General features: G+C 76.0%; 17 protein-coding genes and 1 pseudogene. 10 read left to right on the forward strand and 8 right to left on the reverse strand.

From position 1 onward, the window contains the following. The first annotated feature begins 56 nt into the window (after nt 1-56). Genes IU369_RS01790 through IU369_RS01800 form a run of 3 tightly spaced genes read left to right on the forward strand, consistent with a single transcriptional unit; the run spans nt 57 to nt 2,736 of the window. Nucleotides 57-1,700 carry a nitrite/sulfite reductase gene (locus IU369_RS01790; protein ID WP_217922855.1) on the forward strand — a complete coding sequence of 548 codons (1,644 nt, stop codon included), beginning with the start codon at nt 57-59 and terminating at the stop codon, nt 1,698-1,700. Next, a complete protein-coding gene (locus tag IU369_RS01795) occupies nt 1,697-1,900 on the forward strand; it encodes a hypothetical protein (RefSeq protein WP_217922856.1) in 204 nt (67 codons plus the stop codon). The genes IU369_RS01790 and IU369_RS01795 overlap by 4 nt, the downstream gene beginning before the upstream one ends. Beyond that, the gene (locus IU369_RS01800) at nt 1,897-2,736 is read left to right on the forward strand and encodes a sulfurtransferase (protein ID WP_217922857.1); all 840 of its coding nucleotides are present in this window, start codon (nt 1,897-1,899) and stop codon (nt 2,734-2,736) included. The genes IU369_RS01795 and IU369_RS01800 overlap by 4 nt, the downstream gene beginning before the upstream one ends. 54 nt (nt 2,737-2,790) lie before the next feature. On the opposite strand, the gene IU369_RS01805 is transcribed toward IU369_RS01800, so the two are convergent. Then, entirely contained in the window at nt 2,791-2,952 is a 162-nt protein-coding gene (locus IU369_RS01805; protein WP_217922858.1) for a hypothetical protein, read from the reverse strand. Between the two features lie 39 nt (nt 2,953-2,991). Here IU369_RS01805 and IU369_RS01810 point away from each other — a divergent pair, with 39 nt between their 5' ends. From IU369_RS01810 to IU369_RS01820, 3 genes are all read left to right on the forward strand, one after another. Beyond that, nucleotides 2,992-3,879, forward strand: a complete 888-nt coding sequence (locus IU369_RS01810) for a class I SAM-dependent methyltransferase (RefSeq protein WP_217922859.1) — start codon at nt 2,992-2,994, stop codon at nt 3,877-3,879. Nucleotides 3,880-3,944: 65 nt separating this feature from the next. After that, nucleotides 3,945-4,316: a cupredoxin domain-containing protein gene (locus tag IU369_RS01815; RefSeq protein WP_217922860.1), complete on the forward strand. Its 372-nt coding sequence runs from the start codon at nt 3,945-3,947 to the stop codon at nt 4,314-4,316. Between the two features lie 44 nt (nt 4,317-4,360). Then, nucleotides 4,361-5,044 carry a potassium channel family protein gene (locus IU369_RS01820; RefSeq protein WP_217922861.1) on the forward strand — a complete coding sequence of 228 codons (684 nt, stop codon included), beginning with the start codon at nt 4,361-4,363 and terminating at the stop codon, nt 5,042-5,044. An 82-nt stretch (nt 5,045-5,126) separates the two neighbouring features. On the opposite strand, the gene IU369_RS01825 is transcribed toward IU369_RS01820, so the two are convergent. From IU369_RS01825 to IU369_RS01835, 3 genes are read right to left on the reverse strand one after another with little or no spacing between them, the layout of a single operon-like run. Further along, nucleotides 5,127-5,813 (reverse strand): class I SAM-dependent DNA methyltransferase, encoded by a 687-nt coding sequence (locus IU369_RS01825; RefSeq protein WP_217922862.1) that lies wholly within the window; start codon nt 5,811-5,813, stop codon nt 5,127-5,129. A 47-nt stretch (nt 5,814-5,860) separates the two neighbouring features. Next, on the reverse strand, nt 5,861-6,136 hold the full coding sequence (locus tag IU369_RS01830; RefSeq protein WP_217922863.1) for an SHOCT domain-containing protein: 276 nt from the start codon (nt 6,134-6,136) through the stop codon (nt 5,861-5,863). A gap of 30 nt (nt 6,137-6,166) precedes the next feature. Continuing rightward, a complete protein-coding gene (locus IU369_RS01835; protein WP_217922864.1) occupies nt 6,167-6,583 on the reverse strand; it encodes a DUF6325 family protein in 417 nt (138 codons plus the stop codon). 145 nt (nt 6,584-6,728) lie between these two features. Here IU369_RS01835 and IU369_RS01840 point away from each other — a divergent pair, with 145 nt between their 5' ends. Next, nucleotides 6,729-8,342, forward strand: coding sequence for an MFS transporter (locus IU369_RS01840; RefSeq protein ID WP_217922865.1), 1,614 nt, complete (start codon nt 6,729-6,731; stop codon nt 8,340-8,342). Nucleotides 8,343-8,362: 20 nt separating this feature from the next. On the opposite strand, the gene IU369_RS01845 is transcribed toward IU369_RS01840, so the two are convergent. Next, nucleotides 8,363-9,067 (reverse strand): response regulator transcription factor, encoded by a 705-nt coding sequence (locus IU369_RS01845; RefSeq protein ID WP_217922866.1) that lies wholly within the window; start codon nt 9,065-9,067, stop codon nt 8,363-8,365. Between the two features lie 240 nt (nt 9,068-9,307). On the opposite strand from IU369_RS01845, the gene IU369_RS01850 reads away from it, so the two are divergent. Beyond that, nucleotides 9,308-11,101 (forward strand): sensor histidine kinase, encoded by a 1,794-nt coding sequence (locus IU369_RS01850; protein WP_217922867.1) that lies wholly within the window; start codon nt 9,308-9,310, stop codon nt 11,099-11,101. Between the two features lie 127 nt (nt 11,102-11,228). Next, a complete protein-coding gene (locus IU369_RS01855; protein ID WP_217922868.1) occupies nt 11,229-11,678 on the forward strand; it encodes a hypothetical protein in 450 nt (149 codons plus the stop codon). A gap of 7 nt (nt 11,679-11,685) precedes the next feature. Here IU369_RS01855 and IU369_RS23725 read toward each other — a convergent pair. Both IU369_RS23725 and IU369_RS01870 read right to left on the reverse strand, forming a co-directional pair. Beyond that, nucleotides 11,686-12,958: pseudogene (locus IU369_RS23725) on the reverse strand (DUF2252 domain-containing protein). Nucleotides 12,959-13,273: 315 nt separating this feature from the next. After that, nucleotides 13,274-13,573, reverse strand: a complete 300-nt coding sequence (locus IU369_RS01870; RefSeq protein WP_217922870.1) for a carboxymuconolactone decarboxylase family protein — start codon at nt 13,571-13,573, stop codon at nt 13,274-13,276. A 299-nt stretch (nt 13,574-13,872) separates the two neighbouring features. On the opposite strand from IU369_RS01870, the gene IU369_RS01875 reads away from it, so the two are divergent. Continuing rightward, the gene (locus IU369_RS01875) at nt 13,873-16,083 is read left to right on the forward strand and encodes a winged helix-turn-helix domain-containing protein (RefSeq protein WP_217922871.1); all 2,211 of its coding nucleotides are present in this window, start codon (nt 13,873-13,875) and stop codon (nt 16,081-16,083) included. On the opposite strand, the gene IU369_RS01880 is transcribed toward IU369_RS01875, so the two are convergent. Next, the gene (locus IU369_RS01880) at nt 16,067-16,564 is read right to left on the reverse strand and encodes a DUF1269 domain-containing protein (protein ID WP_217922872.1); all 498 of its coding nucleotides are present in this window, start codon (nt 16,562-16,564) and stop codon (nt 16,067-16,069) included. The genes IU369_RS01875 and IU369_RS01880 overlap by 17 nt on opposite strands. Nucleotides 16,565-16,609 lie beyond the last annotated feature (45 nt).

Genomic DNA, 16,609 nt, shown 5'->3' on the forward strand with positions numbered 1-16,609 from the left:
GTCGCCCGACAATTGCCGGGAAACTCTCCGGTCATCGAGTGATTCGAGGGGGACGCATGTCGCGACGCGCGGGCGGCCAGTGGGCCAGGGGGTACCGGGAGCCGCTGAACGGGTCGGAGCGGATCAAGCGCGACGACGACGGCCTGAACGTGCGGGCGCGCATCGTGGAGCGCTACGCCCGCGAGGGGTTCGCGGCCATCCACCCCGACGACCTCCGCGGCCGCTTCCGCTGGTGGGGCCTCTACACCCAGCGCCGCGCGGGCGCGGAGGGCGACGTCGAGGAGGTCGAGGACGAGCACTTCATGCTGCGCGTCCGGATCCCCGGCGGGCGGCTCACCAGCGCGCAGCTGCGGGTGATCGGCGAGCTGTCCCTGCGGTACGGGCGCGACGTCGCGGACGTCACCGACCGCCAGAACGTGCAGCTCCACTGGATCCGGATCGAGGACGTCCCCGCGATCTGGGAGGCGCTGGAGGCCGTCGGCCTGAGCAGCGTCCAGGCCTGCGGCGACGTGCCGCGCACCACGATCGGCTGCCCCCTCGCCGGGGTCGACGCCCGCGAGCTGATCGACGCGACCCCCTTCGTCGCGGAGATCGAGCGGCGGTTCGTCGGCGACCCGGCCTTCTCGAACCTGCCGCGCAAGTTCAAGACGTCGATCTCCGGGTGCGCCGACCACTGCGCCCAGCACGAGATCAACGACATCGCCTTCGTCGCCGTCGAGGTGGACGGGCGGGTCGGGTTCGACCTCTGGGTCGGCGGGGGCCTCGGGCCGGCGCCGCGGCTCGCCCAGCGGCTCGGCGTCACCGTCCCGCCGGAGCGGGTCGCCGAGGTCTGGGCCGGGGTCACCGGCCTCTTCCGTGACCACGGGTACCGGCGCTCGCGCAACCACGCCCGCTTCAAGTTCCTGGTCGCGGACTGGGGTCCGGAGCGGGTGCGCGAGGTGCTCGAGCGCGAGTACCTCACGGCGCCGCTCCCGGACGGCCCGGCGCCCGCGCCGTCGACCACCGCGCAGCGCGACCACGTCGGGGTCCACACCCAGGCCGACGGCCGCCACTACGTGGGCGCTGCGCCCCGCGCGGGGCGCACGGCCGGTCACGAGCTGGTGCGCGTCGCGGACCTCGCGGAGCGGCACGGGTCGGGCCGCGTGCGGCTCACGACGCAGCAGAAGATCGTGGTCCTCGACGTCGCGCCCACCGGCGTGGACGCCCTCGTCGCCGGGCTCGAGGAGATGGACCTCCGGGTCGCGCCGGGCGTCCTGCGCCGCGCGGCGATGGCCTGCACCGGCAACGAGTTCTGCAAGATCGCGGTCGTCGAGACCAAGTCCCGGACCGACGCGCTCGTCCGGGAGCTCGAGCTGCGCATCCCCGATCTGGAGGAGCCGATCCGGATCCACATGAACGGCTGCCCCAACTCCTGCGCGCGCTTCCAGCTCGCCGACATCGGCCTGCTCGGGTCGCTCGCCCCCGGCGACGACGGCGCCCGGGTGGAGGCGTTCCAGGTGCACCTCGGCGGCCACCTCGGCCCCGGCGCCGCCGTCGCCCGCCGGGTGAAGGGCGTACGCGTCCGCAGCGACCGGCTCGACGACTACCTCGAGGCGGTGATCCGGTGCTTCCTCGACACCCGCGACGAGGACGAGCCCTTCCACCGCTGGGCGTCGCGGGCCGAGGACGCCTGGCTGCAGCCCCCGGTCGGCGTCGCGTGAGCGGGCACCCGTCCGCCGCGGCGCCGGGGGGCCGCGCGCAGCCCTTCTCGTGCCCGTACTGCGGGGAGGAGGACCTGCGCCCCGCCGAGGGCGGTCACCACTGCCCCGACTGCGACCGGCGGTTCGCGCTCACCTTCCTCGGGCGCGGCGCCGGCGAGCGACACCCGACACGATCCACGACCACAGGAGGGACCGTATGAGCCGTAGGGACGAGGTACTCGTCTCCACCGAATGGGTGGCCGCCCACACCGGCGATGCCGCCTACCGGCTGGTGGAGGTCGATGAGGACACCGCCGCCTATGCCGGTGGCCACATCCCCAACGCGATCGCGTGGCACTGGAAGGACGACCTGCACGCCGCGCCACGCCGCGACTTCCTCGACCAGGAGGGCCTGTCGGCCCTCCTCGCCCGCTCGGGGGTCGGCCCGGACACCACCGTCGTCCTCTACGGCGGCAACAACAACTGGTTCGCGACCTACGCCTACTGGCTGTTGCGGTACCAGGGGTTCGACCGTGTCCGCCTGATGGACGGCGGCCGCAAGAAGTGGGAGCTGGAGGACCGTGAGCTGGTCACCGAGGTCCCCACCCCGGCGGCGGCGGACCCCGGTCCCCTCGCCCCGGTGCGGGAGGAGTACCGGGCGTTCCGCGATGACGTCCTCGCCCACATCGGTGGTGAGGGGGCGACGATGGTCGATGTCCGCAGCCCCGCCGAGTTCTCGGGTGAGGTGATGGCCCCCCCGCACCTGCCCCAGGAGCAGGCGCAGGTCCCCGGCCACATCCCGGGTGCCGCGAACGTGCCGTGGGCCTCGGCGGCCCGTGAGGACGGGTCGTTCAAGAGCGATGAGGAGTTGACGTCCCTGTATGGCGGGGTGGGGGTCACCCCCGACACCGACGTGATCGCGTACTGCCGGATCGGGGAGCGGTCGAGTCACACGTGGTTCGTCCTCCACGAGATCCTCGGCTATGACCGGGTCCGCAACTACGACGGGTCGTGGACCGAGTACGGCAGCCTCGTCGGGGTCCCCGTCGAGAGGTGAGCGAACCCCCGCGCGGCACCGGGTGGTCCGGTGCCGCGCGGGGGGACCGGCGCGCTACGCGCCGAGCACGGCGGCCCCGACGATGATCCCCACGATCACCACCACCAGCAGCGCCCCGAACAGGATCAGTGCGCGGGCGCGCGGGTCGCCGCGCCCGTCCGGTCCCCGGGTCTCACCCATGATCTCCGCCTCCTGGTCGCCGAACCGAAAGTGCATCGTACTACGATCTTACCGGGTCGCCGGTAGGCTCGCGACATGAGCGACGCCCGGTCCGCACCCGCGCCCACCGGGGTCGTCGCGGCGCTCGGCGCGCTGCGCGACGGCGACCGCGCCCGGGCGGCTGCCGTCCTCGCCGCCGGGGACGCCGGAGACCTCGCCGCGGCCCTCGCACGCCACCTGGGCCGCGCCTCCGCGGACGCCGTCTACGACGACGGAACGGCCTTCGCCGCGTTCATCGGCAACGGCACCAACCCCGAGCTCTACCGCCGCACGATCGCGGCGCTCTCCGCCGTCCACGCCCGGCGGCCGCCCCGCACGGTCCTCGACATCGGATGCGGCGACGGCCGCGTCACCGCCGCCGTCGTCGGCGGGGCCGTCACGGACGTCGATCTGGTCGATCCCTCGGCGGACCTCCTCGCCCGGGCGGGCGCGGCGCTCGCCGGCCGGCCGACACGGGTCGCCGCCCACCGCACCGACGTCGCACGGTTCCTGGCCGGCCTCCCCCCGGGCGCCGGCTGGGACCTGGCCCAGTCGACCTTCGCCCTCCACACGCTCCCGCCGGCCCACCGCGCCGACGTCCTGCGGGGCCTCGCCGGGCGGGCCCGCACCGTCGCGATCGCCGAGTTCGACGTCCCCGCCCTCGACGGCGACGCGTGGACCGCCCACCTCGCCGAGCGGTACGCGCGCGGCGTGGACGAGTACCGCGACCACCCCGAGGTGGTCGACGGCTTCCTGATGCCCGTCCTCGTCGGCCAGGTGGAACCCGGCCGGGCGCGCCACACCTTCGAGCAGCCCGCGGCGGCCTGGGAGGACGACCTGCGCACTGCCGGCTTCACGGCGGTCACGACCGTCCCGCTGCACGCCTACTGGTGGGCGCCCGCGGTCCTGATCACCGCGGAGGCCGCCGCCGGGCGCGGCGCCTGATCCACCGGCGCACCCGCGGCGTATCCCGGGGGAGGCACCGCCCACCCCACCGACGAGGACCCGCCATGCGCAGGACATCCGCGATCACCCCCCTCATCGCCGCCGCCGCGCTCGCCGGCGGCCTCGGCGGCGTCGCGTCCGGGGCCGGGGTGGCGGGCAGCGCCGCGAACCCCGTCCGGGCGACGACGAGCCCCACCCGCGGCTTCGCCCCCGCGACGGTGGTCGCCCGGCCCGGCGCCCGCATCCACGTCCGCAACGTCGACCGCGCCCGCCACAACATCGTCGAGGACCGCCCCGGCGGCGGCCGCCCGCGGTTCCGCTCCGGCGCGCCCACGACGCGCGACTTCACGGTCCGGGCGCCCACCCGCGCCGGCACCTACTCCTTCATCTGCCAGGTGCACGGCTTCATGCGGGGGACCCTGCGGGTGCGCGGCTAGCGACCGCCGGCCGCGCGCCGGCGCCGGCGTGGGAGACTCGCGCCATGACCGACCCCGCGCCACGCCGCCCGCGCCGGGTGCCGCACGGCTACGGGCTCGTGCTGATCGCGCTGGTCGCCGCCGTCGTCGTCGGGGCGGTCGGGACACGCGGCCTGGGGCTCGTGCTCTCGGCACTCGTGCTCGTCGGCGTCTGGCACGCCACCGCGAACGCCGTCGGCGTGTCGCGGGTGCTCCGCCGCGCCGGCTCGGCCGTGGTCGTGCTGCTCGTCGTCGGCGCGGTGGTGGCCTTCGCCGACGGGGGCTCCGGCGTCCGGGCGGGGGTGGGCTTCGCGACGGCCGCGGTCACGGTCGGCGTGGCCGTCCTCATCGCGGCAGACCTGCTGCGCCACCGGGAGGTGACGCTCGCGACGGTCGCCGGGCTCGTCAGCCTCTACCTCCTGATCGCCCTGATCTTCGGCCAGCTGTACCTCGGGTGCGCCGAGCTCTCGTCGACGGCCTTCGCGTCGTCGGTGGGGCCGCTCGGCCGGTTCGACCTCCTCTACTTCAGCTTCGTCACCATCACCACGGTGGGCTTCGGCGACATCACGCCCGCCATCGGGGTGACCCGTGCGCTCGCGGCCGGCGAGGCCGTCACCGGCCAGCTCTTCCTGGTGACGGTCGTCGCGCGCGCCGTCGCGATGATGCGACCCCCGGAGCGCCGCCGGACGCCGCCCCCCGGCGACGGCTGACGGCGACCCGGCGGTGCGGGCCGCCCGCCGGGGCACGGGCCGCCCCGCGCCGCGCCGGTGGGGCGGTGACCCGTCCCCCGGGTCAGTCCTCCGCGCGCCGCGCGATCCAGGTCGCCCTCAGGGTCGCGTCGCCGACCGGTTCCCACGTGTACTCGTCGGTCACCGCGACGGCGCCAAAGCCGGCGCCGGCGAGCGCCGCGCGGACGTCGCCGTCGCGGAAGAAGTGCTGCCGGTGCACCTCGTCGAACCCACCCCGGCCGTCGCCGTCGCGCAGCGCGATGCGCGCATCGCAGGTGCGCCCCGCGACGTCCACGGTGCTGGTGATGGTGAAGCGGTGCCCACCGGACTGTCCCTCGACGATCGCGTTGGCCCGGGCGAACTCCATCATCGCATCGGTGTGGAGGTCGGCGACGAGCCAGCCCCCCGGGCGGAGGCGGCCCGCGATCGCGGCGAACGCCGGGCCCAGCTCCGCGGGGGTGAGGTGGTTCAGGCCGTCGAGGGTCGACACCGCGGCGTCGAACGGCCCGGTGAGCGTGAGGTGGGGGAGGGCCTCGTGGACGAGGGGGACGTCCGGGCCGAGCCGCCGCCGCGCCCGGGCGAGCATCTGCGCGGACGCGTCGACGCCGGACACCCGGTAGCCGAGCGCGACCAGCTCGGCCGCCATGAGGCCGGTGCCGCAGCACACGTCGAGGACCGACCGGACCCCGGCCGCGTCGGACCCGCACAGCTCCTGCAGGAACGCCGCCCAGCGCGCGTGGCAGGGGTCCACGACGACCTCGTCGTAGACCCCCGCGAGCCGCGTGTACGGGGTCGCGCTCAGATCCCGAGGATCCGGGCCTTCGCGGCCGCGAACTCCTCGGCGGAGAGGACGCCCTGCTGGTGGAGCGCCGCGAGGTCCTGGAGCTTCGTGATCTGCTCGTCCTGGGCGGGCGCGGCCGGGGCGGGCTCCGCGTACTGCGGCGGCGCGGGGGCGGGCTCGGCGTACTGCGTCTCGCCGTAGCGCGCGGCCTGGCGGCGAGCGACGCGGCCGGACACGGCGGTCGCGGTGCCCGCGACCACGGCGGTCCGGGCGGCCATTCGGAGAAGTCCCATCGGTGCTGCCTCCAGTCGGGGTGCGGCGGCCTAGGAGCCGGAGAGTGCGGCCTCGGACACGTCGGCGGGGATGCGGATCTGGTCGATCAGCACGGCGTCCGCGGCGCGGCACGCCTCGACGAACCTCGCCGCCCACGTGTTCTCGAACGCGATCAGCAGCGCCGAGCTCTCGGGCGCCAGGTCGTCGGCGACCTCCTCGGCGTCGTCCGGCCCGAGGACACCCGGGTCGTGGACGTTGACCTCGAGGAACGCCGGACCCGTCTCCGGGTCGAGGTCCTGGATGTCGATCGCCGTGGTGACCCCCGCGGCGTCCTTCGTGACGAACAGGAGGTCGAGCACGCGGATCGTGTTGCTCTCGACGAGCTCCATGAGGGCCGGCGCGATGCGGCCCGTGAACCTGTTCCCGGGGAATCCGATGATGACGACGTCGACGGGGCCCGATGCCATGGCGCCCTCCTTCGTGGGGCTCGCCTGCCGGTCGGGTCGATTCGACTCCCCGGCCCCCCGCGGCGCATCGTCCCATCGGGATGAAGCGGGCCCCCGGGGCGCGCCGTAGCGTCCGCCGCGTGCACGCAACCCCTCCCCGACCGGCATGAGCACCCGGGCGTCGGGCGGGACGGCGCTGGTGTTGCTGACACTCGCGACCGGCCAGTTCCTGATGGCGCTCGACAGCTCCGTGATGAACGTGGCCATCGCGACGGTCGCCGCGGACGTCGGGACCACCGTGAGCGGGATCCAGACCGCCATCACGCTCTACACGCTGGTGATGGCGGCGCTGATGATCCCCGGCGGCAAGGTCGGCGCGCTCATCGGCCACCGGCGGGCGTTCTCGCTCGGCTGCGTCATCTACGCCGCCGGCTCGCTCACGACGTCGCTCGCCCCGAACTACCCGACGCTGCTCTTCGGGTGGTCGTTCCTCGAGGGCCTCGGCGCGGCGCTGATCCTGCCCGCCATCGTCGCGCTCGTGGCGAGCAACTTCGCCCCGGAGCGGCGTCCCGCGGCGTACGGCCTGATCGCCGCGGCCGCCGCCATCGCGATCGCGGTCGGACCCCTCATCGGCGGCCTCGCGACCACCTACTTCTCGTGGCGGTGGGTCTTCGCCGGCGAGGTGGTGCTGGTGCTCGGGATCCTCATCCTGGGACGCCGGATCGCCGACGTGCCGCCCGTCGCGCGGAAGCGCATCGACCTGGTGGGCGCCGTGCTGTGCGCCTCGGGCCTCGCGCTGTTCGTCTTCGGCGTCCTCCGCAGCGGCGAGTGGGGCTTCCTCGAGCCGAAGGCCGGGGCGCCGACGTGGTTCGGCATCTCGCCCGTGCTGTGGCTCGTCTGCGCCGGCGCGCTGCTCGTCTGGCTGTTCCTGCGCTGGGAGGCGCGGGTCGAGGACCGCGGCGGCGAGCCGCTCGTGCGCCCGGCGATGCTCCGCAACCGGCAGCTCACGGGTGGCCTGACGATGTTCTTCTTCCAGTACGCGGTCCAGGCCGGGGTGTTCTTCGTCACGCCCCTCTACCTCTCGGTCGCGCTCGGCCTCTCCGCCCTCGACACCGGCGTGCGCCTGGTGCCGCTGTCGGTGACGCTGCTGCTGGCGGCCGTCGGCATCCCGAGGCTGCTGCCGCGGGTCTCGCCGCGGCTGGTCGTCCGCGCCGGCCTCCTCGCGATGCTCGCCGGCACGCTCGTGCTGATCGGCGGTCTCGACGCCGACTCCGGCCCCGAGATCGTGCTCGTCCCGATGCTCCTGCTGGGGCTCGGCATGGGCGCCCTCGCCTCCCAGCTCGGCGCCGTGACGGTGTCGGCCGTCCCCACCGAGCAGAGCGCCGAGGTCGGCGGGGTCCAGAACACCGTCACCAACCTCGGGGCGTCGATCGGCACCGCCCTCGCCGGGTCGCTCCTCATCGCCGCCCTGTCGAGCGCCTTCCTGACGAACATCGCGGCGAGCCCCGCCGTCCCGGAGAGCGTGAAGTCGTCCGCCGAGGTGCAGCTCGCCGGGGGGATCCCGTTCGTCTCGGACGCAGACATGCAGGCCGCGCTCGACGAGGCCGGGCTCTCGTCCTCCGCGACCCGGGCCGCGCTCGACGCCAACGCGGAGGCGCGGATCACCGGGCTCCGGGCGGGCCTCGCGATCCTCGCCCTGCTGGCGCTCGTCGCCCTGTTCCTGTCCGGCCGGATCCCGCGGGCGCCACCCGGGGAGGCCCTCGTCCCCCGGGCCGCCTGACACCGCGGGGGGACCGGACGTCAGGCGACGCGCGCGCCGTCCCGGTCGGCGCCCGCCTCGTGCGGGCCGTTGGCGAGGTAGAGCAGGGCGGCGCGGACACGGCGGTCGACGGCCTCGTCCTGCACGGGCAGGGCCAGCTTCGCGAGGATCGCGTTGACGTGCTTCTCGACCGCGCGCTTCGTGAGCACCAGCTCGGCGGCGATGGCGGCGTTGCTGCGGCCCTGCGCGATCTCGCCGAGGATCTGGAGCTCGCGGGGGGTGAGCGCCGCGAGCGGTGAGCGCCGCGAGCGGACGCGGTCCTCGACCAGCGCCTCGACGACCGCCGGGTCGATGACCGAGCCGCCCCGCGCGACCTCGTGGATCGCGCCGACGAGCTGCTCCGGGCGCGCGACGTGCTCCTTCAGGAGGTACGCACGGCCCCGCGAGCCGTCCTCGAGCAGGGTGAGGGCGTACGCCGGGTCGGCGTGGGCGCTCAGCACGACGACCCCGAGGTCGGGGCGCTCGCGGCGCAGGAGGCGCGCGGCTTCGAGGCCCTCGTCGCGGAACGTCGGCGGCATCCGGATGTCGGTCACCACGACGTCCGGCAGGTGCCGGTCGACGGCGGCCAGCAGCGCGTCGCGGTCGCCGCACGTCGCGAGGACCTCGACGTCGCCGGCCGCGGCGAGCACCCGGAGGATCCCCTCGCGCACGAGCAGGTCGTCCTCGGCGATCACGACGCGGGTCATCGCCCGACCCTAGTCCCCCCCGTGCCGCGCTGACCAGCCCGGGAAAACGGGCAGATGTTGCGGGAAGCGGGCCCCCCGCGGCGTCGCGGAGTGGTGTGGCGGCGCCCGCCCGACATATCATCCCGGTCGTAACAGCGAATCCGGCGGACGCGCTCTGCAGAGGGCGGGCGGACGGTGCTCGGAACGAACGGGGAGAGGACCACCGGACCGCCTCCGCGCGCGGTGGGCCCCCCGGCGCCGGTGGACGGGATCCTCCCGTCATGGGTCGCCTGGTACGTCGCGCTCGGGACCGCCGGGTTCGCCGTCGCGCTCGGCACCCCGCTCGTCGTGGCCGCCGCGACCGGCGACCACCTGCGGTACCCCGTCGCGGCGGCCGTCCTCCGCGCGTGCTGGATCGGCCTCTACGCCGTCGTCGGTCTCGCCCTCGCCCGCGGGGAGGGACAGCGGCGGCTCGGGTTGATGATGACCTCGTGCGCGGCCCTCGGGGCGATCGCGAGCACCGACGTCCTGCCGGGCGCGGGCGCCTACACCGTGTCCCGCACGGCCACGCTGGCGGTCGTGCCCCTCCTGGCGCTCATGTTGATCTCCGTCCCGGAGGCGCGCGCCGCCCGGCTCCGTGCCTGGGGAGTCCTCGTCATCTCGATCCCGGTCGTCCTCGGCCTCGGCGTGGCGTTCCTGACGGTCGCCGCCGAGGCCCCGTGGGGCCAGGCGGCGAGCGACTGCGCGGGCACCTGCGCCGGCTCGGCCGTCCAGGTGGCCGACGCGCCCGGAGTCGCGCACGTCCTGGTGGTCGCCGTGGCGCTCGCGCTGGTCGCGCCCCTCGCCGTGGTCGCCCGCGAGGTCGTCCGGGCCGCGCGGACCGAGAGCCCGGTCGCGGGCAGGTCGCTGCGCTGGGTGGCGTGGCTCCTGGTGATCTGGGTCGCGCCGCTGGCCGTCGGGCTCGTGGTGATCTCCGTCGATCCGGAGCCCGGTCGCCTCAGCCCCTACCTGGTCACGACGAGCGTCATCCGGGCCGTCCTGCCGATCGCGATCCTCGGCGTCATCGTCGGTCGCCTCGCGCGGACCGCCACGATGCGCGACGAGCTGACCCTGCGACTCGCGCACGCGGAGGACCCCGCGGAGGTCGAGCACGTGATCACCGACGTGCTCGGCGACCCCTCCCTGCGGCTCGCGTTCCGCGACGGGACCGAGTGGATCGACGTCCACGGGCGGCCCATCGACGTCGCCGCCGATGACGACCGCGGATGGATCCCGCTCGACGACCCGTACGGGGCGACGCTGGTCGTCGACCGGGCCCTCCAGGCCCAGCCGGAGCGCATGCACGTCATCGCCGGGCTCGGGGCGGCCGCCCTCGAGCGCGCGCGGACCGTCGCGGAGCTCCGCGCCATCCGGCGACGGCTCGTCCAGGTCGCCGACGAGGAACGCCACCGGATCGAGCGCAACCTGCACGACGGCGCCCAGCAGCGCCTCATCGGCATGGCGATCCGCGTGGAGATGGCGCGCGAGACGCTGGCGTCGCATCCGGAGATGGCCCCCGCAATCCTCCGCGACTTCGGGACCGACGTGCAGCAGGTCCTGGACGAGCTGCGCGAGCTCGCCCACGGCCTCCACCCGCCGGTGCTGGTCGATCACGGCCTCCCCGACGCGCTGCGGTCGATGGCGCGCCACGCCCCGGTCCCCGTCGAGGTGAGCGCCGCGCCGGTCGGGCGCCTCGACCCCCTCGCCGAGTCGGCCGTGTACTTCTGCTGCGCCGAGGCCCTCCAGAACGCCGTCAAGCACGGGGGCCCGCGGCCGCGGATCTGCATCGGCCTGGACCGGGACGGGGACGACGCCGTCATGTTCGAGGTGACCGACGACGGCTCCGGGTTCGCCGTCGGCCCGCTGCGCCCCGGCACGGGACTGATGGGCATGAGGGACCGCGTGGAGGGGGTCGACGGGACCCTCACGATCGAGTCGGCGCCCGGCGACGGCACGCGCGTGGCGGGCCGTGTGCCCGCGGCCCGCCGTCGCGCCGACGGCCTCGTCGGGGCGTAGCCGCACCGCCGGGGGCGAGGGGGTGGCGGGCCCCACCCCCCGCGGGCATGCGCACACCCTCGCGCCCGTGCGGCCCCCGGTGATTGGCTGCGGGCGATCCCGCCACCCGAGCGCCGAGGCACACGTGATGGACCCCATGCCCGAGGTGTTCGTGGCCGTCTTCGAGGAGTCCGGCCGGGCGTCCGCCGTGGACCGGGAGCTGGCGGCGCTCGCGAGCCGCGGCCACATCGCCCTGCTCGCCACCGCGGTCGTCACGCATGACCGCGACGGGGGTGTCCTGTGGAGCGTCGGGGGGGCCGGCGTCGGTCACATCTGCGCGCGCGCCGACACGATCGCCACGATCCTCGGCGTCCTGCTCCCGACCCCGGTCCTCCTGGCCGGCCTCGCCGCGACGTCGTATGACGGCCCGGAGCGTGAGGAGGCCGAGCGGGCGTTCGGGGAGGGCTTCGCCCGGGAGGTCGCGGCGGGGGTCCCGCCCGGCGGATCGGTGTTCATCGGCGTCGTCGAGGACGACTGGGTCCCCGAGGTCGAACGCGGCCTGCGGGGCTACCACCACCTGACGCGCAAGCGCTCCTGACGGCGGCTCAGAGCGGCGCGGCGCGTACGCGGCCCTCCGCCACCGCGGCGGCGAGCGCGGCGTGGTCGCGGTCGTTCTGGTCGGCGTAGCGCTCCGCGAACTCCGCGATGGCGCGGTCGAACACGTCGCCGCCCCCCAGGTACGCGGCGATCGCGATGCGGTCGCCCGAGCGGGCGTGCGCACGTGCGAGCGTCCAGCCGCAGACCTCGGCGTACGCGACCAGGCCGTCGGGTGACATGCGGTCGAGGTCGGCGGACCCCTTGCCGTCCCAGAGCTGCCGGACGTAGAAGTCGCGCGGCCTGCCGTCGAGCCCCCGCTGCAGGTGGTGCCATCCGAGGAAGATGTCGCTCGCCGACTGCATGAGCCGTTGCCCCTCGACGACCCGCCGGCCCTCGTTGCGGAACCGGCTGCGCCCCGCGTGGGGCGCGAGCACCGAGGCGGTCGCCTCCTTCACCTGCATCACCAGGGGGTCCGCCTCGTCGCGGCCGAGGAGGAGGACGACCCATGCCCGTGTGCCGACGCTGCCGACGCCGACGACCTTCCGCGCCAGGTGCGCGTACCGGTAGCCGTCAGCAGGTGCCGCCGGTCGTGCTGGAGCGTCGCCCGGTAGTCCCGGAGGATGACGGCGATCGCCGCCTCGATCTCGCGGGCGCCCCGGCCCGCGACGAGGTCCTCGATGGGGACGAGGAGCGGGGGGTCGCTGACGAAGCGCAGCCGGCCGTCCACGCGGTGCGTGAGGCGCTCCATCGCGCGGAGGCTGTCCTTCCGGCGGGATCGCGTCGTCGCGCGGGCGAAGGCCCGCGTCCCCCCGCCGTCGAGGGCCGCCCCCCACCGGCGGAGGATCGTGCCCTCGTTGGCCCGCGCGTACCAGAGTCGATGTCGCGCATCGCCGCGAACTCGCGCATCGCATCGCGGTAGGCGGCGACGGCGCGCGTCGCGAGCCGCCGCCCCGCGGCCCCCGGGCGTCCCTGCCCGCGCGCGGCGACGGCGCAGCTGGCGGCGAGGCGCTTCACGTCCCACTCCCACGGGCCGGGCAGCGTCTCGTCGAAGTCGTTGACGCTGAAGACGAGGGAGCGCTCGGGGGACGACGCGAACCCGAAGTTCGACAGGTGCGCGTCGCCGCAGAGCTGGACGCGGATGCCGCTGACCGGGGTCCCGGCGAGGTCGGCGGCCATCACCCCCGCGGCCCCGCGGTAGAAGGCGAACGGCGAGGTGAGCATGCGGCCGTACCGGATCGGCGTGAGCTCCGGCACGCGGGTGGCGGCCTGCGCCTCGAGCACCGCGACGGGGTCGCGCCGCCCCGGATCCGGCGCCCAGTCGGCGTGCCGGGACCGGGGGGACCGCGAACGCGCGGCCCGCCCCCGGGCGGTCCGGTCCGCGACGGACCCCGGTCCCCCCGGACCCGCGCCGGGCGTCACCCGCCCCCGCCCCGGCTCCCGCCCGCCGGACGGGCCCCGGCCCCCGGCGCCCGTGCCGCCCCGGCGTCCGCCACGCCGTCCGCCTCCCGCCGGGCACGGTAGGCCGGCGCCGCGGCGGCGGCCGCGCGGAGCAGTCGCCGCCGGCGCATCACGCGTGCACCCTTCATCGCCGCCACGTCACGCCTCGTGGACGGGGAGCCCGAGCGCGATCATCAGCTCCGGTGCGGCGGCCACCACCTTCGGCATCCCCACCTGGGGGCCGACCGCGACGAGCACGCCGAGCATCTCCTCCGGTGTCGCGCCGGCCGCGAGCGCGCTGGCCACCTCCGCCACGACGGACGCCGGCGGCGCGTCCACGGCGATCAGGGCGGCGATCCGGACGAGGCCGTACGTGCGGGCGTCGAGCCCCGAGTCGTCGAGGTTCTCGACGCGGGACCCGAGGAGGCCCTCCAGCACCGAGGGCTCGCCCACGGCCATCCCCCGGAGCGTGTCCGCGGTCTCGGTCGTGACGTGGGGCAATCGGCGCCACCCTTCCCATCCCGGGCGGCGCGTCGGGCGCCGTCGCCCCCCGATGCAAACCCCCGGCCAGGGGTGGCGCATCGCCCCGATGGGACGAGCCGGGTGCCGGGATGGTGCGGGCATCCCCCGGCGTGGGCATGCGTGCGCGTGCGCCGGTGTCGTGCGCGCCGAGTGGGGCGGCCGGGGGCGCGGGCGGAGGATCGCGTCGCCCGATGACGTGCCGGACCACGTCCGGCACCGGCGAGGAGAGATGTGCCGTGCCCCCCCGTACCACCATGCCCCCGCGGTTCCCGGCGCCCGTGGACCCGCCGGGGGCGGGGATCCCCGCCCCCGTCCCCGACGAGATCACCCGGTCCGCCCTCCTCGCCCGCCTGGACCGTGCGACGACCGGCCTGGTGCTCGTCTCCGCCCCCGCGGGGTACGGCAAGACGACGCTCCTGGCCCAGATGGCGCGCGCGGCCGCGACGCCCGTCGCCTGGCTGACGCTGCGCCCGGCCCACCGCGCCCCGCGCCGCCTCGAGGCCGACCTGGCCGCGGCGCTGACGGCCGTCGCGCCCGGCCGGCGGCAGCCGTTCCTGCTCGTCATCGACGACGTCGACGTCCTCACGTCGCGGCGGGCGCTGGCGGCGGTGGAGGGGCTCGCCGCCGGCCTGCCCGAGGGGTCGCGCGTGGCCCTCGGGTGCCGCGCCGACCCGGGGCTGCTGCTCGGCCGCCGGCAGGTGGAGGGCGCCGTCCTGCGGATCACCGCGGAGGACCTCGCCTTCGACGAGGCGGAGGTCGCCGCCCTGATGGCCGCGGCCGGCATCGACCTCGGCCCCGGCGAGCTCGTGGCGGTCGCGGACGGCACGGAGGGCTGGCCCGCCGGGCTGCGGCTCGCGGCGGTGAGGATCGGCGGCCACCCACGGCCGCCGGAGGCCGCCCGGTCGTTCGCGGGCGACGACCGGCTCGTCGCCGACTACCTGCACGAGGTGATGCTCGACGACCTCGCACCGGAGGTGCGCACCTTCCTGATGCGCACGTCCGTCCTCGAACCGCTCAGCGGCGACCTGTGCGACGCGGTGCTCGGGACCACCGGGTCGGCGACGCGGCTGCTCGGCCTGGAGCGCTCCAACCTCCTGCTCGTCGTGCTCGACGACCACGGGGAGAGCTACCGCTACCACCACCTCCTCGGCGACCTCCTGCGCCGCGAGCTGCGCCGGTGCGAACCCGGCGAGGTCGCCGGCCTGCACGACCGGGCGAGCCGCTGGCACGCCGCCGCGGGCGACGCCGAGCGGGCCGTGCGCCACGCCCTCGCCGCGGGCGACTCCCCGGGGGCGGTCGGGATGCTCTGGCGCGCGTTCCCCGGGGCCCTCACCCGCGGCGGCATCGGGACGCTGCAGGCGATGCTGGCGCGGTTCGGCGTCGACGAGGTCGTCGCCAGCGCCCCGCTCGCCGTGGCGTCGGCCTGGTGCTACGCCGAGACCCGCGGCGACCTCGCCGCGCACTGCCTGTCGCTCGCCGAGCGGGTCCCGGTCCCGCCGGGGGCGGAGGCGCCGGACGGGCTCGCGCCCGCCGCGACTGCGCTGCGGGCCCTCCTCGCCCGCGACGGCATCGGGGCGATGGCGCGCACCGCCGCCGAGGGCTTCCGGACCGCGCCGGACGACGGGCCGTGGCGCGCGTACCACCGCTTCCTGGAGGGCGTCGCCCGCCACCTCGCCGGTGACCCGGTGCGCGCCCGGGTCCTGCTGGAGGACGGCGTCGAGCGCGCCGGCCGGGTCGCTCCGAGCGTGCACGCGCTCTGCCTCGCCCAGCTCGCGCTGCTGCTGCTCGCCGAGGACGAGCCGGTGCGCGGGCTGATGATGGCCCGGCGGTCCCGCGCGGTGATCGCGGAGTGGGGCCTGGGCTCGCAGGGGTCCGCGGCGCTCGGCTACTCCGCCCTCGCCCTCGCGCTGGCGGTGTCCGGCCACCCGGACGAGGCGCGCGAGAACATCCGGGAGGCGCGGCGGGTCCTGTCGGCCACGGTCGACGCGTCCGCATGGCTCGCCGTCGAGGTGCGCGTCGCGATGGCGCGCGCGGGCCTCGCGATCGGCGACGACGGCGTCGCGGAGGAGGCCATGTCGGAGGCCGACCGGTTCCGCGGTCAGCTCGGCGACGCGCCGCTGCTGCGCGACGAGGTCGAGGAGCTCGCCCGCCGCGTGCAGCCGGTGCCGGAGGGCGACGCCGCATGCCTCTCGTCGATCACGGCGGCGGAGACGCGGGTGCTGCGCCTGCTCCCCACCCACCACTCCGTCCGCGAGATCGGCGACCTCCTGTTCCTCTCGCGGTTCACCGTCAAGAGCCACGCCCACTCGCTCTACCGCAAGCTCGGCGTCTCGTGCCGCAGCGAGGCGGTCGAGCGGGCCCGGCAGCTGCGGATCCTCCCGCCGGCCGGAGGGGGCCCTCCCGCCGCACGGCGGCGGGAGGGGGCCGTGCTCAGAGGCCGAGCTTGATCGTCTCGCGGAGGAAGTCCTGCGCCTCCGGGGAGATCATCTGGTACGAGACCTCGCGTCCGCCGGCGACCATCTCCTCGATGCGCGCCGCGATCGCCAGCGCCGACGCGTCGTCGGCCAGTACGAAGATGCCGGCCTCGTCGCCCTCGATGAGGCGGCCGGCCTCCTTCATCATCGCGTCGCTGACCCCGCTGTCGCGGGCGCGCGAGATCAGCGCCCCCGCCCCGGCGCCGACGGCCGCGGCGCCCACGAGGGGGGCGGCGAACAGGCCGACGAGGACGCCGAGCGCCCCGCCCCGCACGGCGCCGACCCCCGCCGTGGCGTCGTGGGTCTGGTGGATCTTCACCCGCCCCTTGTCGTCCTTGTAGACCAGGGCCGCGTCCTCGACGTCGATCCTGCCCTCCATCACCGCGTCCGCGAGCCGGTCGAGGGCGTCGAGGCCCTCCTCGCGGGTGGGCACGCCGATCATGAGCAGCTGCATGGTGACCCTCCTCCTGTACGGGTCCCCCGAGCCAACCGCGCCACG

It is taken from the genome of Miltoncostaea oceani (assembly GCF_018141545.1).
GTDB lineage: Bacteria > Actinomycetota > Thermoleophilia > Miltoncostaeales > Miltoncostaeaceae > Miltoncostaea > Miltoncostaea oceani.